Here is a 21,007-nt window from a genome sequence, read left to right as displayed (position 1 = left end):
GTTGTCAAAGACCAAAGTTAATCCGAAAATTGAAAGCAATTCGAGGCTGTCTCAAAAGTCCGAGACAGCCTCTTTTTATTCGGTAAGGTGATGGAGCGTGAAGTCAAATACGCGATTCTCAGCGCCTTCAAAAACCTTTTGATACACCTTCATACCGGGAAACAGCGGCGTTTTATTGGACGAAAGGCGATCTGCCTGAATAGCTCCGCTGATGAGCCGCAATCTTCCATTTCCCGTTTCTATCCTATCTTTGGCGGCTATGTTGAAACTATTAAAGAGCGGCGGCTGGCTGCTGGGCGGGGTGTTGCTGATCGCTGCTTTTGCGGATTTCAGAAAACAACCGGCGCTGAAGGCCTTTCACGTGAACGGGTTTGCACAGGGCACTACCTACCATATTGCCTACTATGCGCCGGATAGCAGCCTGACCCGGTTTGAGGCCGATAGTATCTTTCATTCCCTGGACAGCTCACTCTCTGTTTATAAACCCTATTCCCTGATCACCCGCTTTAACCGGGAAAAACGGGGGCTGGTGCCCGATGGACACCTGAAAAAAGTGGTGCTCAAGGCTCAGGAAGTCTCAAAGGCCTCGGCGGGGATCTTTGATATTACGGTGATGCCCCTGGTAAAGCTCTGGGGCTTTGGTCCCGACGGGCGGTCGAAGACCATGCCGGGCCCGCAGCAGGTAAAAGAAGTATTGCAATATGTAGGCTACCGGAAATTATATTTCAGGGGAGATAGCCTTTTGAAGAAAGATCCCCGGCTGACCATTGATGTTAACGGCATCGCGCAGGGATATACCGTGGATGTGATCGCTGATTTCCTGGAGCGCAGGGGCGTGGAGCATTACCTGGTAGAAGTAGGGGGCGAGATCCGCGTAAAGGGCCGGAAACAGCCCTCCGGCGAAGTGATGAAAATAGGGATCGAGAGCCCCCCGGGAAAAGACGAAGACCCGGAAAACCCGGTACTGATCAGAACGGTTTTTGTAAAAGGAGGTGCCGTAACCACTTCGGGCAAATACCGCAATTTTTACCAGAACGGCAATAAAAAGGTATCGCATCTTATGGATCCGCGTACCGGGTATACGCTTCATAATGAAATGATCAGCGTTACGGTATTTGCAGCAGATGCTATCACGGCCGATGCCTATGACAATGTTTTTATGGGCATGCACCTGGGTGAAGCTTTTAGCTTCCTGAAAAAACACCCGGAGCTGAAGTGTTATTTTATCTATACAAAAAAGGACGGCACGGTTGCCGATACGGCTTCTGCGGGTTTTGATGCGATGCGGGTCCGGCAATAGGGGCGCAGACTGCTAATGTTGTACGTGTTTTAAACAGCAATACGCGCTAAGCTATTATAAAGAACGGGTACTGCTTTAATATGCGATCGGTAGCAATTGCCGGCTTTTAGCCTGGGTCAGCGAAAAAGGATCTGTGTAAACCAGCGGGAGCGGCCATGCCCTGCAATTCAGCCATTTTCTTTCATGCAAAAGCGCACTCATTGTCGAATTCGCGTTATATTAGCATTTTAAGCCAACATCTTTAATCAGTGATCGATATGAATAAACGGATCCTTACGGTTTTTGCCCTTGCCTTTTCATTGCTGGGTTCAGCACAGCAAAAGAATGCTGTAGTAGCGTTGATTCCTGAACCGGTTTCGGTTATCGAAAAACCGGGCAGCTTTGCATTACCGCAGAATGTAACGATCAGTCTTCCGGCGAAGGCCGACCTGGGGCATACCTATGCATTGTTAAAGGACCGGATCTCTAATACCGGTGCAACGGTACAGGAACAAAAGGAAAATACCAGCGCCACCATTAACCTGGTGCTGAATAAACGGGCCGACAGCAGGCTCGGGGATGAGGGTTATACCCTTTCGGTAACAACCGGCGGTGTAACGGTAACCGCCAATAAGCCGGCGGGGCTGTTTTATGGCGCCCAAACATTTTTGCAATTGCTGCCGCCGCAGATCGAAAGTGTTGAACGGGTAGATGGCTTGCGCCTGCAGGCTCCGGCTGTTGAAATTGTGGATTACCCGAGAGTAGGATGGAGGGGATTGATGCTCGATGTATCCCGTCACTTTTTTACGGTAGATGAAGTAAAGCAATACATCGATAATATGTCGCGGTTCAAGTATAATATGTTTCATTTTCACCTGACCGATGACGAAGGATGGCGGCTGCAGATCAAAAGTTTGCCCAGGCTAACAGAAATAGGGGCATGGCGGGTTAACAAAGTGGGATTGTTCAATACCTTTTCTGCGCCACTGCCGGACGAGCCAAAATCCTATGGAGGGTACTATACACATGAAGATATCAAGGCACTGGTGCAGTATGCCAGGGACCGGTTTATCGACATTGTCCCCGAAATTGATGTACCCGGGCACAGCCTGGCAGCGATCGCCTCTTACCCGGAACTGTCCTGCACCGAAGGGGCCGATAAATATCAGGTGCGGGCCGGCGAACCTATTATGGACTGGTCGCACGGGGCGCCTCCCATTGCCATGGTGGATAATACGCTTTGCCCTGCCAACGAAAAGGTATATGGCTTTATGGACAAGGTCATTACCGAGGTGGCGCAACTGTTCCCCTTTCCGTATATTCATGTAGGCGGTGATGAAGCACCGCATAATTTCTGGGAAAAGAACCCGCAGGTACAGGCTTTGATGAAAAGGGAGAAGCTGAAGACCATACCACAGGTACAGGCTTATTTTGAAAAGCGCCTGGAAAAGATCGTAAACTCCAAAGGCAAAAAAATGATGGGCTGGGATGAGATACTGGAAGGCGGCATCTCCCCAACGGCGGCGCTGATGAGCTGGCGCGGGGAGCAATATGGCATCGAAGCATCCAAATCGAAGCACTACGTGGTAATGAGTCCCACCCAATTTGCCTATATCGACTATATGCAGGGAGATGTAAGTACGGAAGTGCCCATTTATGCCTCGCTGCGTTTATCACAGGCATATAAATTTAATCCCATTCCTGAAGGGGCAAATGCAAAATATATCCTTGGGGGGCAGGCCAATCTTTGGACGGAGAATGTTTACAACGCCCGGCAGGCCGAGTACATGACCTGGCCACGGGGGCTGGCCATTGCCGAGTCGGTTTGGTCGCCGCAGGAGAAGAAGGACTGGAAAAAATTTGCTGTCAAAACCGAGCAGTTCTTTGACCGGTTCAATGCCGCGGAGATCAAGTATTCTCCCGCGATCTATGATCCGTCCGTAACCGTTTCCAAAAAGGACCAGGCTTATTTTGTGACCCTTACACCGGAGATCGACGGCCTGGATATTTATACCAGCTTTGATAATTCGGCGCCGGATCGTTTTTATCCGAAATATAAAGAACCGCTGGAGATCCCGAAAGACGCCGATGAGCTGCGCATCATTACCTACAAGGGTAAAAAAGAAGTGGGACGCCAGATGACGATCAAGGTAGCGGATCTTAAAAAACGCGTAAAAAAATAACCGGCATATTGTTTTGTTGAAGATGCGTAAATTCCTGCTGACAGGTTGTGTGGGCCTGGTGCTGTGGAGCAGCTGCGCCACAGGCAGGCCGGTGCGGACCGACTATAAAAAAGATGTATTGCTGCAGACAAACTATGGAGATCTCCTGCTGCGGCTGAGTGATCTTACCCCACAGCACCGGGATAATTTTATAAAGCTGGTGAAGAGCCGGTATTATAACGGGGTGCTTTTTCACCGGGTGATCCGGAGTTTTATGATCCAGTCCGGCGATCCCGGCAGCCGGAAGGCCCCGGGCGGTAAACCCCTGGGGGAAGGTGGGCCGCCCTACACCGTGCCCGCAGAATTCAATGCCAGCCTGTTTCACCGCAAAGGAGCCCTGGCCGCTGCGCGGGAAGGGGACGCGGTAAACCCGCAGAAGGCCAGCAGCGGAAGCCAGTTTTACATCGTTCAGGGAAAAGTGTGGAGCAGCGGTGCCCTTGATACACTGGAAATAAAAAGGCTCAACGGAAGAACGATCCCCGCTGCCCGCAGGGAGGTATACACAACCGTTGGCGGCACGCCGCACCTGGATCAGAACTATACGGTATTTGGCCAGCTGATAAAGGGATACGAAGTGCTGGATAAAATAGCCGCCGTGCCTACAAGCAAGGGGCCGGACCGGGACCGCCCCATATGGAATGTGCGGATCATCCGGGCAAAAATGGTAAAGCGCAGGCTTTAGGGTTGGTTCCGGGTGTCACGTTTAAAGTTCGGGCCTGGTCCTTTCTTATACTCTTAGTACCCGAACCTCCTGTTTGCATTCAGCATTTGAGATTTAAGCCCTGAAACTTCGGGGGAGAGCCGGGAGCTATGAAACCGGATCTAACGCGAAACGTTGAACTGCAGACCTGGAACAAAAAAAGATTAGCCCAGCTCTGTATCAATAATCGCCTCCAGCTGGTTCAGCTTTTCCATGATCGAATCAGCATCCATGGAAGAGGTGGCTTCTGCTTTAAATTCGGTGGCAAACCAGATCAGTACCATGGACACATAGTCCTGCATATCCTTTCCCGGAAAGGTTTTCTTAAATTCCATCACCTTATCATTAATGATCCGGATGGAGTGGCGAACGGTTTCTTCATCAGCGGGCTCCACTTTGATCCGGAAATGCCGGTCGGCGATCATTATATTGGCGGGGATCAGGTTTTCTTCCATTGACATCATTCATTCATTTAGGTTAAACGCTTAGTAAGGCAATACACCGGTCGATCTCTTTCAGATAGCCATTCACCCTTTTTTCAAAGGCTTTCCGCTCATCCGGGCTCATTTGTGTGTTCCCGTACCGGGCAATATCAAGTTGCTGCTGTATGGCTTCCACATTGGAAACCGCGGTTGCAGCCGAAGTCTTTGATTCTTCCAGCGCCAGTTTCAGGGCTGTGTTTTCCTTTTCAATAACAGCGTTCCTGCGACAGAGCTGCACCAGTTTTTCCTGTATTTGCTTTATTTTATCTTCTATTGCCTGACTCATCGGTAAACAATTTCAGTTTAAGGCGCCGCATCAAAGATCGACATAGCCTCAGGTTAAGATTTATTTCCGGATTTCTACCTGCAAATCTCTCTCCAAACTTTGCATGATCTTCTTCATCCAGCCATCAATCTCCCCGTCGGTCAATGTTTTTTCTTCATCCAGGAAGGTAATATTGATGGCCAGCGATTTTTTCCCCGCTCCCAGCTTATCACTTACAAATATGTCGAAAAGCTGTACAGCTTGCAGCTTCTTAAGATTTAATTTCCGGATCGCGGCTTCTACAGACTGGTAAGGCAGTTCTTCCGCCACGATCATGGCAATATCGCGCTGCACCGCGGGGAAACGGGAGATAGGCGCAAACTGGGTTTTATACTTTAAGGCCGCCTTCAGGATCGCGGTCCAGTTCAGGTCTGCATAAAATACCGGCTGCTTTATGTCGAACCGTGCCAGGAGATCCTTATGAACCGCTCCCAGCTTACCAAGGCTGGTTGCACCTGATTTAAGCTCCAGTCCGTACTGGAAATTGGTATCTTTTAGCTCATCAAACTGCAATCCTGTTAACCCGCACAGCTGCAGCCCTTTTTCGACAAGGCCCTTTAATGCAAAAAAATCATATTTGATACCGGGCTGTTTCCAGCCGGCGGTTTGCTGGTTGCCCGTCAGGTACAGGCAAAGATGATCCGGCTCCTCAAATTTTCCTTTTTTGTTGATGCTGTAGGTTTTGCCAAATTCAAATAACCTTAGGTTGTCATTCTTCCGGTTAAGGTTCCGCACTACAATCTCAAGGCCCGTTTCCAGCATATCGGGCCGCATGATGTTCAGTTCGGCGCTCAGGCTGTTCTTCATCTTCACAACGGTGCTGAGTTCCTCTTCCGTATAATAGGCTTTGTTGGTGATCGAATTAGTCAGGATCTCATGGTGCCCCGAGCCGGTAAGGAAGGATACGATCTTTTCTTTTATTAATTCACTTTCAATATTTTCATCAATAGAAGGTGTTATTTTTATAGAGGTGGGGATTTCAACATTATCCAGCCCATCGATACGAAGGATCTCTTCAACTACATCTGCCTGCAGGCTGATATCCGGTTTATGATACGGAACCGAGATCAGGAGTGAATCGATGGTATCTTTTTCTACTTCAAATCCCAGGGCCTGTAAGATCGACTTTACGGCATCCGGGTGATAATTTTTGCCGCTTAGCTTTTTAAGATAATGGTATTTCAGGGCGATCTCCTTTTTGGGTTGCGGCTCCGGGTAAATATCATAAATGTCGGAGCTAAGGGTGCCGCCACAGATCTCCAGGATCAAAAGTGCGGCGCGTTTTAAAACGTTTACGGTAGCTGAAATATCTGTTCCCTTTTCAAAACGGGTGGCTGCATCCGTGCGCAATCCGTGCCGGAACGAGGTTCTCCGTATAGTAACAGGGTCAAAGCAGGCGCTTTCAAGAAAAATACGGGTGGTTTGTTCCGTTACCCCGCTTTCTATTCCGCCAAACACGCCCCCGATGCACATGCCGCCTTCCGCATCACAGATCATCAGGTCCTCGGCGCTCAGCTTCCGTTCTTTTTCATCCAGCGTGGTAAAGGGTGTTCCCTCCTGCAGGTTCCTGACAATGACCTGGTTGCCACGGATCTTATCAGCATCAAAAGCATGCAGCGGTTGCCCCGTTTCATGTTGAATAAAATTGGTGATGTCTACGATATTATTGATGGTTCTCAGACCAATGGCTTTAAGAAGGTGTTGCAGCCATTTAGGTGATTCTGCCACTTTGATGTTGTCAATGCAGATACCGCTGTACCGCGGGCAGGCGGTCTTGTTTTCTACCGTGATCTTCAGCGGGGTCTTGCCTTTGGGGGCTTTAAAGCTGTTGGTATCCGGGAGTTTGGGCCGTACTGCTTTTTTATCGTGATGCGAGAGGTAAGCGCACACATCCCTTGTCACGCCCCAGTGGCTCATGGCATCCATGCGGTTGGGAGTAAGCCCGATCTCGAAAATAGTATCAGAGTAGCTCTGGAAATATTCGGATGCGGGTGTGCCGGCTTTAACCTCCTGGGGCAGTATCATAATGCCGTTATGAGATGTGCCCAGGCCAATCTCGTCCTCGGCGCAGATCATACCCTGGCTTTCCTCACCGCGGATCTTTGCCAGTTTCATGGTTACCGGCTCACTGCTGATGGGGTAAATGGTGGCACCAACCGGGGCTACGATCACTTTTTGACCAGCCGCCACATTGGGCGCCCCGCAAACGATCCGGAGCGTATCGCTCCCCACGGCAACCCGGGTCAGTTTGAGTTTATCGGCATTGGGGTGGGGGCTGGTTTCCAGCACCTCGCCTATCACAAGGCCCCTGAGGCCTCCTTTCAGTTCTTCGTATTCATGAACGGCTTCTACTTCCAATCCGATGGAAGTCAGGATCTGGCTTAATCGTTCCGCACTTAAGGCTACCGGGAGGCCCGCTGGTCCGGTAGGCAGGTAGTCACTCAGCCATTTATAGGATATTGTCATTTGCGCTTAAAAATTAATAAAATCGGACTGCGAATATACAATTTAGCCTTCAGCTATACGAATAAGATCTGCGAAAGTCAGCAGCAAACCGGTCTGCGGATGGCTGGTATCAGTCTGAAATAGAAGCCTGTTGACAGCGGCCCGCTTTTAGCATTCCGCCATCTGCTTTTTGCTTTCGGCAGATCCTGGCGGCAATTGCATAAGCCTTGGGTTGGGGACAGGAGCCCGATTGGATCGTTGGAGCAGATCAGCGGGAATGAACTGCGGGCACCTGCTGCCGGGTACAAAAAAAGCCCCTGCATTATACCAATGCGGGGGCTCCAAAAGAGGTGCTTTTGCTACGGTAAGTCTGCGGGTTGAGAAATACGCCCCATAAACAGGATGCTTTGTGAAGTATTTTCGCTGATCACAATGCCAAAGGGCCGGTTACAGATAAATTGCGGTACGGAAGGTAGGCTGGTTACGCCAACGCCAACAGTCGTAACGGCAGCGGCTTCCGTGCCTTCTTCGTCCACGGCGGCAAAGGTATTTTGCTGTATAAAACTGATAAAAGAAGGGTCCCTGCTCAATGCGCTGAAATCGGCGGCCAGGTGGTCAAAGGCTTTTGATATTCCCATGGCCTCCAATACCGCATTGAGCCTGAATTCCTGCTGCAGTCTGAACCGGGGGATGGCGACCCCCACGTTCATAGTGCGGAATGAGCCTTGCAGCGCATTCCATTTTGGTGGATCCATCTGGTTAAAAAGGTCTGCAACGGCACTTGTTTTTGGCAAAAGAACAGTCAGGGTAAACTGCCCGTTGCCATATGGTTTTTGAATGGCATCAAAATCGGTGGTGGTGGCGTATTTTACCGTATCTGTCCGGTGCATCATGTTCACCTGCAGGGATGTCCCATCTGCTTTAGTGAATACTGCGGGCCGGGTTTGATCTTTATCGAATTTAACCCGCCAGACGCCTTTAAAATAAAGTGCATTCAGCAGGAGCACTACGAGATCCTCATCCAGCCGGTCCAGCACTTTCGGTATCTTTCCATGGGTATGGTCGCTGGCCCACCTGTTGATCAGCGGCAGATCCGAAGGCTTAAAAGAGAGACCGGATACCTGCGCCTTATAATAACCGGTCAGCGTTTGTAAAAAAGGAGCTTCTACGGGAAAGCTGTTTTTATAGAATAGGGCATTGGCAAGACCCATCGTTACGGCGGGGTCGGCTCCGGGCAGCGCTTCCAGGAGGGTGCGGCAGGCCTGGTTCAGCGCCTCCGGCGACAGGTCCTTTGCCTGCAGGGTATGCAGGATCTCCTCCCTGGTTGTGCCGCTTGCGCCATTGGCCACCATGCTCAGGGCCATATGCAGGCTTAACGGCGAAACAAACAGGTTCTCCCCCGGTTGTTTTGTTTTTAGTAATTCTTTAAAAAAGGAGAAGGAAAATCCCGACTGGGACCCCCGAACCGAAGCAGACAGGGCAATGGGCGTTGGCTGATCAGCCCGGGGATCCGGTTCCCCTTTCCCAGGCGTGCTTTTTGCACAGCTGCCAAGCAGCAGGGCTGCACAGCCTGCACAATAAAACGATTGCCATTTTGTCATGACCGGTCTGGTTTAAGTTGTTACACCGTACCTAAACGCAGGATCTGTCCTTTTCGCAACAGGAACTCGTTAATTCCAGGTTTTTTTTTCTTTTTTGATCAGCATAGGAGCAAAAAGCAGGTAGTACAGCACCATCCAGAGGTCCATGACCAGCACCCATTTACGGAGATCCGCCTCGTTGAGCCGTTTCATCACCCTGGAAAAAATGAGCTGCTGGATAATGGATTTGCCCGCAAGGATACCCAGTCCCACCCGCCAGTCGAACCCCAGGCAGCAGGCTATTACCAGGAAGTAAAATAAAAAATGAGACAGACTATATAAACCAAGGAGTATCTTATGTTTTGTTTTGTAATATTTGGAAGTGCTAAAATGCCGGTTCTTTTGATTTTTCCACTCTTTCCAGGTCCTTTTGGGGCTGCTGAGCGTATGCGCAGCCGGGTCTATGACAATTGCGGTATTATGGGGTGTGGCTACTTTATTAATGAAAAGATCATCATCGCCGCCTGGCAGGTGATTGATGCCGGAGAAGCCTTTGTTGTTTAAAAAAAGGCTTTTTTTATAGCTCAGGTTCCGGCCCACACCCATGTAAGGGTGGCCAGCCAGGGCATAGGACAGGTACTGGAGCGCGCTGTGGAAGGTTTCGTACCGGATCACTTTATTCAGGAACCCCGGGTGTTTGTGATAGGCTCCGTAGCCCAATACAATATCGGCCCCATCTTCGTAGGGTTCCTGCATTTTTTGCAGCCAGAACTCCGTAGCCGGTACACAATCCGCATCTGTCAGCAGGAGGATCTCATGTACGGCTTCGCGGATACCCATGGATAACGGATATTTTTTACCCGGGATGTGCTGTGCATTCTGCTGGAGGTTTAAGACGGAGAGTCCGCCATATTTGGCATGCAGCTCCTGCAAAATAAATTTACTGTCATCAACGGAATTGTCATTCACCACAAGGATCTGATGGCTGGTAGCATATTCCTGGAAAATAAGGCCCGGGATATTCCTGGTAAAATTGCGGGCCTCATCCTTGCCGCACACAATGATGCTGACGGGTTGCTGCTGCATCGTTTTCCTGACCTTAGGCCTGAAAAAGACCAGCCGCAAAAAGAAATAGAAATAGTAGAACAGGAGAACAGCCGTAAAAAGCAGTAATACAATAAATATGATATATCCAGGGGTTAGATCCGGCATGCCGCAAATATAGGGTGCTAATTTTTAATTCCGGGTTTTGAGACCTGAGATTTGAGAACTGCGATGGCCTTCAGCAATCAGCAGGCAGTTGTCACCGCCGGGTTGGGGAGCTCAAATTTCAAATCGGCTTTCTCAAATCTCCCTTATTGCGTTAAATTTGCGGCCAATTTATGGCGCAACTCAGTTTTCAGTTACAGCACACCGATACGGGATCTGCCGCTAGAGCAGGGCTTATCCAGACCGATCACGGGTTGATCGAGACCCCCATTTTTATGCCGGTGGGAACCGCGGGCTCCGTAAAAGCGGTTACCCAGGCCCAGCTGGAGAGCGAGGTACAGGCGCAGATCATCCTGGGCAATACCTATCATTTATACCTGCGGCCCGGGCTGGAAGTGCTGGAAAAAGCGGGCGGACTGCACCGGTTTAACCAGTGGCACCGCCCCATTCTTACGGATAGCGGCGGTTTCCAGGTGTTTTCCCTGGCCGGAACCCGCAAGATCAAAGAGGAGGGCGTCACTTTTGCCTCGCATATTGACGGAAGTAAGCACCTGTTTACCCCGGAACGGGTGATGGACATCCAGCGGGTAATAGGAGGAGATATTATAATGGCGTTTGACGAATGCCCTCCGGGAGGCAGTGAATATGGTTACGTGCGCAAGAGCCTGGATCTGACGCACCGCTGGCTGAACCGTTGCTGGGACCGGTTTACCTCCACCCCGGATAAATATGGCTATACCCAAAACCTGTTTCCCATCGTACAGGGCGCCACTTTTAAAGACCTGAGAAAGGAATCCTGTGATTTTGTTACCCAGAAGGACGCCCCCGGCAATGCCATCGGAGGCCTGAGCGTAGGGGAGCCGGAGGATAAGATGTACGAGATCTGCGACTGGTGCTGCCAGCACCTGCCCGTGCACAAACCCCGATACCTGATGGGGGTAGGAACGCCCTGGAACATCCTGGAATGCATTGGTATGGGCATTGATATGTTTGACTGTGTAATGCCCACCCGCAACGGGCGCAATGCCATGCTGTTTACCACGGAGGGCGTTATCAATATCGATAATAAGAAATGGGAATTTGATTATTCGCCCATCGATGAGGGCTTGCCCAATCCTATGAGCAACCTGTACAGCAAGGCCTACCTGCGGCATCTTTTCAAAAGCGGGGAGCTCCTGGCGCTTACCGTTGCCAGCGTGCACAACCTCGCTTTTTACCTGTGGCTGGTACAGGAAGCCCGCCGGCAGATCATTTCGGGCAATTATCATTCCTGGAAAAACCAAATGATTGTTAAGTTAAAAAGGCGGCTGTAAGGAATATCTTTTTTTTCGGCTATTTTTACAGATTATATATTTCATGAAGAAACTGGACTGGTACATATTAAACAAACTGTTGATCTCGTTTGTGTTTTGCATGTTGTTATTTACGGTGATCGCTGTAGCCATTGATACCAGTGAAAAATCAGATGATTTTGTAAAATCAGGACTTTCTTCCTGGCAGATCTTTACCAAGTATTATATGGGGTTTATCCCCTATATCTGGAGCTTATTGTTCCCGCTGTTTGTTTTTATTGCCGTTATCTTCTTTACCAGTAAAATGGCGTTGCGGTCGGAGGTGATCGCCATCCTGGCCAGCGGTACCCGGTTTACCCGTTTCCTGCGCCCTTATATGATAGGAGGGCTGTTGCTGGCAACCCTGCTCTTTTTTGGCCGGGCCTACTTTATCCCGATGGCCAATAATATCATGAGCAATTTCCGGAAGACCTATATCGATAAAAATGACCCGCTCAAGAACCGCTCGGAAAGTGCCTGCAGCACCTGCTTTTACAAACGGGTAGACAGTGTTACCTACATGGGGGTTAAGAATTTTGATGCCCTTACACAGAAAAGCGGTGCATTTTTTATAGACCGGGTTAAAAAAGGGAGGGTTGTTTATAACCTGCGGGCGGAGTCGGTGCGCTGGGATACCACCAAAAAGATGCGGAGATGGGTGGCTGAAAATGTAGTGGAGCGCCAGGTAGACAGCCTTGGCGAGCGGGTAACACATCTTAAGGAGAAAGTGGTGCGGCTGAATATGGCCCCGGATGAATTGATCAAAGACGAATACCTCAAGGATAAGCTGACCACACCGGGGCTGAAGCGCCTGATCAAAAACGAGCAACTGCGGGGTACAGAAGGATTGAATGCCCTGAAGGTTGAATTATATAAACGGACATCTACCCCCTTTACGGTACTGCTGCTCACTTTTATAGGCGCCGTAATTGCCAGCCGTAAAACCCGGGGCGGAAGCGGAATGCACCTGGCCCTGGGCATTGTGATTGCAGCCGTGTTCATTCTGGCCGATCAGTTTTCAACGGTATTTTCCACCAAGGGAAGCTTTCCCCCGCTGCTCGCAGCCTGGATACCCAACCTCTTTTTTACCCTGGTGGCACTCCGGCTATACACAACGGCACCCAAATAACCGGTCAGCCGTCAGGTATCAGTGTTCAGTTTTCAAGTCTCAGGTTAAATCCGTATTTAACGTGGTGGAACATTGTCGAATGTGGTTTCATATTATTTAAAGGGCCCTGATAACTGAAAACTGACAGCTGACAACTAATCGCTGCTATTTTAAACCCTTTTACAGGTATTTTGTTAAGTATTTATTGCCTCTGAAAAAATACTAAAATATAATTTGTTGTGGCAATTGGCTTTAACTATCTTTAGCGCAAACCATTTTTTAATAGTTAAGACGAAGAGCATATATGGAAGAATTCAAAGTGAAGTTTAAAGAGCAGGCGGATAAGCTTGGGGCAGAGATCAAGACCCTGCTCCAGGAACATGGGAATACGGTTATTGGTGAAACCACGCTGGCGCAGATTTACCAGGGAATGCGGGGGATGACCGCCCTGGTTACCGAAACTTCCCTGCTGGATGCACAGGATGGGATCCGTTTCAAAAGGCGCTCCATTCCTGAACTGAGAGAGCAGCTCCCCAAAGCCAAAGGAGGCTCCGAGCCGCTGCCGGAAGCACTGTTTTACCTGATGATGATTGGTGAGATCCCTACCGAAGAAGATGTGGAGAACCTGAGCGCCATATTGCAACGCCGCAGTCATGTGCCAACCTATGTGTTTGATACTATGAAAGCCCTGCCCAAGGATACGCATCCCATGACCCAGTTTGTGGTAGGGGTAATGGCCTTGCAGGCCGAGAGTGTTTTTGCAAAACGTTATGCCGAAGGGTTCTCCAAAAAAGAATACTGGGAGGCTACACTGGAAGATACGCTGAACCTGATTGCGAGGCTACCGCATATAGCGGCTTTTGTTTACCGCCGTAAGTACAAGGGTGGTAAAGCGGTGCAGCCGGATGGCATGCTCGACTGGGCTGCCAACTTTGCTCATATGCTGGGGTACGACAATGAAGAATTTAAGGAGTTGATGCGCCTGTATATGGTCATCCATGCCGATCATGAAGGGGGCAATGTTTCTGCACATGCCACACACCTCGTGGGCTCGGCATTAAGCGACCCGTATCTGAGCTATGCGGCCGGGATGAACGGCCTGGCGGGACCCCTGCACGGCCTGGCCAACCAGGAAGTGATCAAGTGGATCTTTGAAATGCAGAAGGAGCTGAATACGGAAGCGCCCACTGCGGAACAAATAGGAGAATATGTAAAAAAGACCCTCGGCGAAGGAAAGGTAGTGCCGGGATACGGGCATGCCGTACTGCGTCAGACGGATCCCCGGTTTACAGCGCAGATGGAGTTTGGTAAAAAACATATGCCCGATGACCCGCTGGTAAATACGGTTTGGAGAATATATGAAACGGTACCGGGCATTCTGCAGGCGCTGGGTAAAGTAAAAAATCCCTGGCCCAATGTGGATGCGCATAGCGGCGCATTGCTGGTGCATTATGGCATGAAGGAATACGAATATTATACAGTACTTTTTGCTGTAAGCCGGGCGCTGGGGGTATTATCAAGTCTTTGCTGGGACCGCGCCCTGGGGATGCCCCTGGAGCGCCCCAAGTCCGTGACCACGGCTGCAGTAAAAAGATGGCTGAATAAAGAAGTGGAAAACCTTGGCGATTAGGACTTTTTTGGTACGGTTTTTTAGGGTTTATTAGTAATTGCTGATTATTCAACTAAATAAAAAAAAGTTTATGAAAAATAGAGATAAGTACCTTTTAGGCATTGCCGGTGCTGCACTGGCAGGCATCGCAATCGGATTGCTGTTCTATACAGAGGAAGGCAAGAAAACACGTAAAAAAATGAAGAATACAGCCAATGACTGGGCTGATTCACTGGGAAGCCTGATCGCTTCCGGTAAAGAAAGTCTTTCAGACCTTTCGCACAAAGCGGTAGATAAAGCAAAAAAAGGTTACCAGCGGTTCAAAGGCCAGGCCGGGGACCATTATGATGAGCTTAAAGGCCAATACAATGACTTAGCTGATGAGTATGCCAAATAAGGTGAGATAAACGGATCATTTACCTATAAACGGGTTGTCTGCAAAGTTTATTGTTGAGTCAGGAACGCTGGTTCGTTAAAAACAATATACTTTTGAGGCAACCTTTTTTTATTGTAACTATAAAACGCAAACTATGCTTGAACTGAAAGAAAAGCTGGAAAATGTGGCAGAAGATGTTGAGGAAATTGCAAAGACCTATTACCGCCTGTCGGTGCTCAACATTGTAGATAAAGGCAGTAAGCTGGGATCTTCCTTTCTAATCCTGGCGCTGGTTACCGGTCTTGCCTTTTTTATCTTTCTGTTCATAGGGTTTGGAGCCAGTTACTGGATCGGGCATGCATTGGGTAATCCGATGCTTGGCTTTTTTATTGTAGCCGGATTCCTGCTGTTAGTTTTAGTACTCATACTCGCACTGAGCAAAAAGACCATTCAGCCGCTGATCCGCAACATTATTATTAAGAATCTTTATGACTAAGCCCGTTATTACCACGCACCAGGAACTCATGCAGGAAAAGGCCCGGCTTAAAGCCCGCCTGAGGCAACATAAAACGCAGTTGCGGTATTCTGTTGAAGAAATAAAGGATACCCTGAATCCCATCAGCCAGATTGCCAAAACCACCAAAAAGATCTGGAATGCCGACAGCTCAAACCCGCTGATCGCGATGGGTGTTACCAAACTGACGGATCTGGTGATCCGCAAGGGGATCCTGCGCAAAGCAGGCTGGTTGTCGCGGCTGGTGGCTCCCGTACTCGTGCAGAAGATAGCTACCTACCTCGTTAGCGAAAAAGCGGCGGACCGGATCGGGCAGCTGCTGCACAAAACGGCATCGCGGATGCGCGATGAGCGCCCTGCCCGCAATAAAGAAAAATAAAGAAGCCGTCTCAATATTGAAACGGCTTCTTTACCTGGTGGAGAATACCGGATTCGAACCGGTGACCTCTTGCATGCCATGCAAGCGCTATTAGCTCTACTTCTTATTGATTTTCAACACCTTCCTCTATCTTTATATCGCTATTAATACCCAAGTGGTACCCAAAATATTGTTTTCTAAATTTTAGTTGCAGAATTACAATCATAGTAGATTGTGAAAAGGGAAACATATTAGGAACTATCCTCAAACACATTATACCTCTTAAAAGTATGATAGATCATTATAGAATTATTCTTTTGATCTGCCAATATGCCTAAAAATTGATTCCTTTTTTGCCAATTATAAAGATTTCCCTCATCTTCCTCCCAGCAAAGGGCATCCTTTCCTAAATAAGCCTCAAACCGGGTTACAATGGCCTCCCAATCCTGATAAGTCCTATTCAGCTTGTAATAAGCCGTAATCAGCCTTTTCCTGTAGAAATACAAGGCTATACTGGATATGGGAATTTCAAGAATTGCATTTACAGGAAGGGAAGCCACTGTATAATGAAAAACACCATTATCTTCACCCTCAAGAATTAGCCTTTTTACGAGAAGAAAAGAATCATCATATAGCTTATATGGTAAAAAATTAAAGTTCATAAAATTTGGAATTAAAAAAGCTGCCCTTTTGGACAGCTTAATATGTTTAAAATTGCCTATTCCTTAATTGTGCTGAATCATTGAATAATTTAAACAGTAAGGAAGATTTGCCAAATCAGATAAATGACATGTTTTTAATTGGAGTATTTTTAGTCCTGATAATTCTTAACGCAATGTAAAATCACAAAATAGCTTACAATCGCAATCATGAATGTTGGTATTTCAGGGGTCAACAGTTTTCTCAAAATATAGCTTGCAAAACAGCTTAAAAACAAGGAGACACTGACATTTGCGATTGTTTTATCTCGTCGCAATATTCTTTCTGTTCCTAAATGATTCCTGCGAATTTCAACAATCTTGTTGTTTTGCTGCATCAAACTAAGCCTATCTGCATTAATGTTAGCGATCTTTAAAGTTATTCGACAACTATATTTTCTCGGTCTCATTCCCAATTCAAATTTTAAAATTTCACCGGCAGTTTCATTATAGTTTAGATGTAGCATGTCTCCCTCACAACTCCAAGAGCCCTTTGCTGTTCTTTTTGTCTCCCTTTTTAATGTAAGATCACCTCTGGGTTTAAGTTTCATTATCGTTTTTCCATCCTTTGATTCCCACTGGCCAACCAGTATTTCTTGTTCTTCTATAGTCATCATCGTTCTCAATACTTATTTACAGCAAATAATCAAACAGCATTAATGCTAAATATTAGTGCTTTTGTTCTTCATATTCCCTTCTTCCTGTTTCTTCGTCTACAAACTCCAACTTTACTCTGACAACGCCCATGACATTTTGGGTAATTATGCGCATGTAATATTCTCTCCCAAATTTGACATTTATCATTGCTCCCTTCTTAGGAGCACCTTCAGCCACAAATGAAGTTTTTCCCTCGGCATATAACTTAAGCATTAAATCGCTTCCACTTTTGACTTTCCCAATACTTTGGCGCGAAACTTCATCATTACTCATATAGATATTTGCCTTAACCGCAGAGCCTGAAAATTTTCTAGGTCTGTAGATATATACTAACGCGTATTGTGTGGAATCTGAAGTAGTTAATTTTTCACTATTGTGAGACTTGATCTTTATGAAATAGTTTTCGCTCGCTAATGCAATATTTGTGATGACGCAAATACCAAAAAGAGCTGTTAATGATAATAATAATTTTTTCATGAATTTGGATTTTAAAATGGATGTATATCAAAAAACAATCTAGATTTATTCTCTTTTACCTCTATTGTTAATACAGGATATTTATGAATCTCGTCATAAAACTCAAGTATAAAGTCATCCTTGTCTACTCGATTCTCTCTACTTATATTATGAGTAATCTTACCTACAGAAGTTCTTTTCATACAATTAATCATATGAACATAGAATCCAAAGAATTTCCACTTAGTCGGAAAAGTAGTACCCACATAGTAGGTGTATAGGAAAGGAAGAAACTTGTATGGTTTCTTTGAACAACTTGCATTCGTAATACTCTTTAAGGCCACCTTTTTTGCTAGCATTAAGAATCCCATACTATAAAATGTTCAATATCTCTTATCAATTTTTAATTTTTCCTTTCCCCCAAAAGCACATGTTGCTCCAAATCCTAAAATAAAGGAAAGTAGTACGTAAGTAGTATTCGGTACTATTTTCTTAAAATAACTACTATCATTTTCATAATGCTTTTGATAGTCTGTTTTTGAAGTCCGATGCTCTTCATTATAATAATAATATTGATGGTCTGCCGTTATAAACCCAACTAGAATAGCCAAAGCAGCGCCAATTACTAAAGCCAATGCAGTTTTTTTATTCATGGTTTTTAAATATTGAAGCATCATTTATGAAGTTGACTGGACATTTCCCAATTGCAAATCAGTTTAATTGGCCTACGAAATGATGTCGTCAACGACATCAACAAAGATAAGTATTATCCTGACATTTGATATTCTTTGTAATATTAGATGACAGAACAACAACTTTTAAAGAAATTGGGCTTGAAAATCAAGCAGCTAAGGACCGAAAAAGGACTGTCACAAAATGCATTTGGATTGGAGGTCAATTTGGAAAAATCGAATGTCTCCAGATTAGAAGCAGGTAATGTAAATCCCAAATTTATCACTCTTGTCAAAGTAGCCAAAGCTCTTAACTTACCTGTTTCAGAACTGGTAAAACTGGATTAGCTCTAATCTGAAAAGACTATTATGATAAGAGTTGAAAAAATTACATTTTGAAATGTAAAAAGGTGTAATTGGGCTATAAATGGCCTCCTTTTCGCTTTTACATTAATAATAGATTTCATTCCAAACTGAAAATTATAACATTTTATCTTAGGGGCTTACTAGAAAAAAAGATATAGAGTGCCTTTTGCAGTCAATTACCACAAAAAGCACCCTATAAAATTAATTAGATCGTTGCCATTTTGCCATTCCCTGATGGCTCATAAAATTGGGTAAGGTCTACCTGTGTTGGTTTGGGTAAAGCCCTGTATTCATACCTGAAATCAAGGGATATAATTTCACCACTGGAAGTAGTGTAATCATATTGTTCACAGTGCACTCTTTCTATAGTTCCTGGCAATTCTGTCCCAACAAGAGCCTTGCAACTATCTTCATCCAATGTTGAGGCCATGGATGCTTTTTTTACTGTCAGGTACTGGTTACCTGATTTTGATTCAATAATTTCAGCGCCTCCCTGTAATTGCAGGGCATAGAATTGTTTGCCCTCAAAGGTTTCTCTTAGTTTGTAACTTACAATTTTTACTGACATAACTTTTAGATTTTTAGGTTAAAAAAATGCATTGTATTGCAAGAATGAGTGAGAGTGAATAGTTTGAGGTGCTGATGCTAGAAAGCAGGAGTGATTGGGAAGGAGCTTGAAATATCCTCTAGAAATGATAAATAATATTATCTACTGGAAAAACCACCAGACAACAATTTAAGGCCGGGGGGTGTTTTTCTTTTTCATTTAGGCCGGGGATGAATCTATACTGGGTTGCGCTCTGAAATTTTTTATAAAAAAATTTTCTTTAAAGGAATTCAAAAAAAAAAATACGCTATCCCCTGATACAAGGAACGCCAGATAATTCAAACTGTTAATTATTCTGATAGTTGTGGTAATGGAGAGCATTTATCAAATGGCAAAACCCTTTCTCGCATCTTCTGCTTGTTTTTGAAATGTCTTGAAATCTCCATTGTCTTATTAAAAAAATCGTTACTTCCATCTTTCCTCTCGTGATAATATGGTTTAATAGATTTGCAGTTGTCATGCTCAAAAACCATATTAAGTAATGTTCTGTCCGATAACCCACAAGAATGACCCAAAATCACTATTTCGTAGATATCATCATCTAAAAAACGAATTAAATCATGATAACTGGTATTTCTGAAATATCCGAAGGATTTTGCAAATTTTAAGTACTCATTTTCGTATTCATTTTCCATTTGTTTATATGTTTCATCCATTTCATCTCCATATCCAAAAACTATGTCTACATCTGAAGTGCCATGAATGTTATTCATTAAAGAACTTGTAAGATTCAACTCGGCTGCGTACTTGGCTATGGTATCTGTATAATTAAAGTTAAGAAACATTGTGCTTTTAGGCATGATTTCCCATCCACCTGAAGCTATATATTCTTTCTCTTTTTTCCTTATATTTTCTAATTCCTTTTTATGTATTGTGGGAATATCCCTGAGATTAATTGAAGAGTTTAGCAAATTAAACACTTCGTCTTGAAAACCTGTATCGAGTGTTATTTTGCTAATATAATGATGCAACATCGTTTTTAAATGAGCGAATGAACTATTCAGCTTTTTCACTTTCTCAAGTTTGTCCTTTTTGTCAGAAAGAAATAACTTCTTCAAATTGGCATAATATTCACCTTCAATATCAACCCAAGTATAATTACATGCATTCATAAATAGCTGTTCGAAAAAGCCATCCTTGAGCGTGAGGATAAAACAATTCTGCCTATTGTTAGGGTCGGGATAATTTCGGTGATTTCTCCCAAAAATGTCTGCTGCATTGACGGGATTTTGCTTTACAACGAACTTTTGAAAATCCTGTATACTTTTGCAGTCGGCCAAATTGTGGTTATTAACAATATATCTTTGAGGATTAAAGAAAGCAACCTTTAAAAGCCCATCCTCGAAAGTTCCCTTTAATTCACCTTCTGTAAAGCATTTCATCAAATAGCCAAAAATAAAATCGGAGTATTTTGTTTTCAGATTATGAGCCAAATCAAATCCATTTCCAATAAGAATTAGTCTGTTCATTTTGTGATTATGTAGCACTAAAGTAGGTACAAAAAAACAAAAAAGCAAGCCCATTTCTGGGACTTGCTTTAACCTAAAAATCCACAATCTTTATGCTGAGTTCAGGTAATCTTTGATAGATATATAAAAAAATAAAGATTAGAATAGTAAATAATTATAAAAGGAGAATAATTAAACTCTTCCTGGGTGCATTTCAAATTTTCGCATAGTTATTTTGGGATAATGGGTAAATTTAAGAAACAAACCCATAAGTCATGACCAAACAACAATACCTTGATGCAGCAGAAAAACGATATGATGAGCTCCAGCGATTGAACCTGCTTACTGATTTTTATGATTATGAAAGCGAGTTTGTAAGAATTTGGCAGGACTTGGGTCGGGAGGTCCTGGAAAAGAACATTAGCACTCCGGGCAACGATAAGCGTAAAAAAAAACCTCACGACGCTCGGATACGTAACAATAAATAACAAGCATCCTTTTAGTGATGGTAAAAATGGGTTTCAAATTTCTCCAAAGCTGCAAGAGCTAATGGTTTATGCAGCACA

At 45.5% G+C, this 21,007-nt stretch carries 22 protein-coding genes; 11 read left to right on the top strand and 11 right to left on the bottom strand.

The annotated features are described in order from the left end of the window. Positions 1 to 259 precede the first annotated feature (259 nt). The 3 genes from BLS44_RS15680 to BLS44_RS15670 all read left to right on the top strand — a co-directional run bounded on the left by BLS44_RS15680 (position 260) and on the right by BLS44_RS15670 (position 4,183). Entirely contained in the window at positions 260 to 1,300 is a 1,041-nt protein-coding gene (locus tag BLS44_RS15680) for an FAD:protein FMN transferase (RefSeq protein ID WP_090391173.1), read from the top strand. Positions 1,301 to 1,557: 257 nt separating this feature from the next. Further along, the gene (locus BLS44_RS15675; protein WP_090391172.1) at positions 1,558 to 3,462 is read left to right on the top strand and encodes a beta-N-acetylhexosaminidase; all 1,905 of its coding nucleotides are present in this window, start codon (positions 1,558 to 1,560) and stop codon (positions 3,460 to 3,462) included. 22 nt (positions 3,463 to 3,484) lie between these two features. Continuing rightward, positions 3,485 to 4,183 (top strand): peptidylprolyl isomerase, encoded by a 699-nt coding sequence (locus BLS44_RS15670; protein WP_090391171.1) that lies wholly within the window; start codon positions 3,485 to 3,487, stop codon positions 4,181 to 4,183. A 182-nt stretch (positions 4,184 to 4,365) separates the two neighbouring features. On the opposite strand, the gene BLS44_RS15665 is transcribed toward BLS44_RS15670, so the two are convergent. The 5 genes from BLS44_RS15665 to BLS44_RS15640 all read right to left on the bottom strand — a co-directional run bounded on the left by BLS44_RS15665 (position 4,366) and on the right by BLS44_RS15640 (position 10,245). Next, positions 4,366 to 4,665 (bottom strand): cell division protein ZapA, encoded by a 300-nt coding sequence (locus BLS44_RS15665; RefSeq protein ID WP_245729233.1) that lies wholly within the window; start codon positions 4,663 to 4,665, stop codon positions 4,366 to 4,368. Between the two features lie 13 nt (positions 4,666 to 4,678). Beyond that, entirely contained in the window at positions 4,679 to 4,969 is a 291-nt protein-coding gene (locus tag BLS44_RS15660) for a hypothetical protein (protein WP_090391169.1), read from the bottom strand. A gap of 60 nt (positions 4,970 to 5,029) precedes the next feature. After that, positions 5,030 to 7,474, bottom strand: a complete 2,445-nt coding sequence (gene pheT / locus BLS44_RS15655; RefSeq protein ID WP_090391168.1) for a phenylalanine--tRNA ligase subunit beta — start codon at positions 7,472 to 7,474, stop codon at positions 5,030 to 5,032. Positions 7,475 to 7,812: 338 nt separating this feature from the next. Beyond that, positions 7,813 to 9,054, bottom strand: coding sequence for a serpin family protein (locus BLS44_RS15645; RefSeq protein ID WP_090391166.1), 1,242 nt, complete (start codon positions 9,052 to 9,054; stop codon positions 7,813 to 7,815). A gap of 69 nt (positions 9,055 to 9,123) precedes the next feature. After that, positions 9,124 to 10,245: a glycosyltransferase gene (locus tag BLS44_RS15640; protein WP_090391165.1), complete on the bottom strand. Its 1,122-nt coding sequence runs from the start codon at positions 10,243 to 10,245 to the stop codon at positions 9,124 to 9,126. Between the two features lie 170 nt (positions 10,246 to 10,415). Between BLS44_RS15640 and tgt the strand changes: the two genes are divergently transcribed. The 6 genes from tgt (at position 10,416) to BLS44_RS15610 (ending at position 15,559) form a co-directional block, all read left to right on the top strand. After that, entirely contained in the window at positions 10,416 to 11,555 is a 1,140-nt protein-coding gene (tgt, locus tag BLS44_RS15635; RefSeq protein ID WP_090391164.1) for a tRNA guanosine(34) transglycosylase Tgt, read from the top strand. A 43-nt stretch (positions 11,556 to 11,598) separates the two neighbouring features. Beyond that, a complete protein-coding gene (locus tag BLS44_RS15630; protein WP_090391163.1) occupies positions 11,599 to 12,702 on the top strand; it encodes an LptF/LptG family permease in 1,104 nt (367 codons plus the stop codon). A gap of 283 nt (positions 12,703 to 12,985) precedes the next feature. Then, positions 12,986 to 14,311, top strand: coding sequence for a citrate (Si)-synthase, eukaryotic (locus BLS44_RS15625; RefSeq protein WP_090391162.1), 1,326 nt, complete (start codon positions 12,986 to 12,988; stop codon positions 14,309 to 14,311). Positions 14,312 to 14,381: 70 nt separating this feature from the next. Further along, positions 14,382 to 14,687 carry a YtxH domain-containing protein gene (locus BLS44_RS15620; protein WP_090391359.1) on the top strand — a complete coding sequence of 102 codons (306 nt, stop codon included), beginning with the start codon at positions 14,382 to 14,384 and terminating at the stop codon, positions 14,685 to 14,687. A gap of 133 nt (positions 14,688 to 14,820) precedes the next feature. Then, complete coding sequence (locus BLS44_RS15615; protein ID WP_090391161.1) at positions 14,821 to 15,162, top strand: phage holin family protein; 342 nt, start codon at positions 14,821 to 14,823, stop codon at positions 15,160 to 15,162. After that, on the top strand, positions 15,155 to 15,559 hold the full coding sequence (locus tag BLS44_RS15610) for a hypothetical protein (protein WP_090391160.1): 405 nt from the start codon (positions 15,155 to 15,157) through the stop codon (positions 15,557 to 15,559). The genes BLS44_RS15615 and BLS44_RS15610 overlap by 8 nt, the downstream gene beginning before the upstream one ends. Positions 15,560 to 15,789: 230 nt before the next feature. On the opposite strand, the gene BLS44_RS15600 is transcribed toward BLS44_RS15610, so the two are convergent. The 4 genes from BLS44_RS15600 to BLS44_RS15580 all read right to left on the bottom strand — a co-directional run bounded on the left by BLS44_RS15600 (position 15,790) and on the right by BLS44_RS15580 (position 18,002). Next, on the bottom strand, positions 15,790 to 16,200 hold the full coding sequence (locus tag BLS44_RS15600; RefSeq protein WP_090391159.1) for a hypothetical protein: 411 nt from the start codon (positions 16,198 to 16,200) through the stop codon (positions 15,790 to 15,792). Positions 16,201 to 16,349: 149 nt separating this feature from the next. Continuing rightward, a complete protein-coding gene (locus BLS44_RS15595; RefSeq protein ID WP_090391158.1) occupies positions 16,350 to 16,853 on the bottom strand; it encodes a hypothetical protein in 504 nt (167 codons plus the stop codon). A gap of 52 nt (positions 16,854 to 16,905) precedes the next feature. Next, on the bottom strand, positions 16,906 to 17,370 hold the full coding sequence (locus BLS44_RS15590) for a hypothetical protein (RefSeq protein WP_090391157.1): 465 nt from the start codon (positions 17,368 to 17,370) through the stop codon (positions 16,906 to 16,908). A 362-nt stretch (positions 17,371 to 17,732) separates the two neighbouring features. Continuing rightward, entirely contained in the window at positions 17,733 to 18,002 is a 270-nt protein-coding gene (locus BLS44_RS15580; protein ID WP_143019800.1) for a hypothetical protein, read from the bottom strand. Positions 18,003 to 18,149: 147 nt separating this feature from the next. On the opposite strand from BLS44_RS15580, the gene BLS44_RS15575 reads away from it, so the two are divergent. Further along, positions 18,150 to 18,368: a helix-turn-helix domain-containing protein gene (locus tag BLS44_RS15575; RefSeq protein ID WP_090391154.1), complete on the top strand. Its 219-nt coding sequence runs from the start codon at positions 18,150 to 18,152 to the stop codon at positions 18,366 to 18,368. Positions 18,369 to 18,591: 223 nt separating this feature from the next. On the opposite strand, the gene BLS44_RS15570 is transcribed toward BLS44_RS15575, so the two are convergent. Continuing rightward, positions 18,592 to 18,954 carry a hypothetical protein gene (locus tag BLS44_RS15570; RefSeq protein ID WP_090391153.1) on the bottom strand — a complete coding sequence of 121 codons (363 nt, stop codon included), beginning with the start codon at positions 18,952 to 18,954 and terminating at the stop codon, positions 18,592 to 18,594. Positions 18,955 to 19,283: 329 nt separating this feature from the next. Continuing rightward, entirely contained in the window at positions 19,284 to 20,462 is a 1,179-nt protein-coding gene (locus BLS44_RS15565) for an AbiH family protein (protein WP_176954448.1), read from the bottom strand. A gap of 254 nt (positions 20,463 to 20,716) precedes the next feature. Here BLS44_RS15565 and BLS44_RS15560 point away from each other — a divergent pair, with 254 nt between their 5' ends. Then, entirely contained in the window at positions 20,717 to 20,929 is a 213-nt protein-coding gene (locus BLS44_RS15560; protein WP_090388646.1) for a hypothetical protein, read from the top strand. Positions 20,930 to 21,007 lie beyond the last annotated feature (78 nt).

It is taken from the genome of Niabella drilacis (assembly GCF_900101395.1).
In the GTDB taxonomy this organism is placed as follows: Bacteria; Bacteroidota; Bacteroidia; order Chitinophagales; family Chitinophagaceae; genus Niabella; species Niabella drilacis.
Note: the sequence above shows the minus strand (reverse complement) of the source record. Positions and strands in the feature narration are given on the sequence as shown.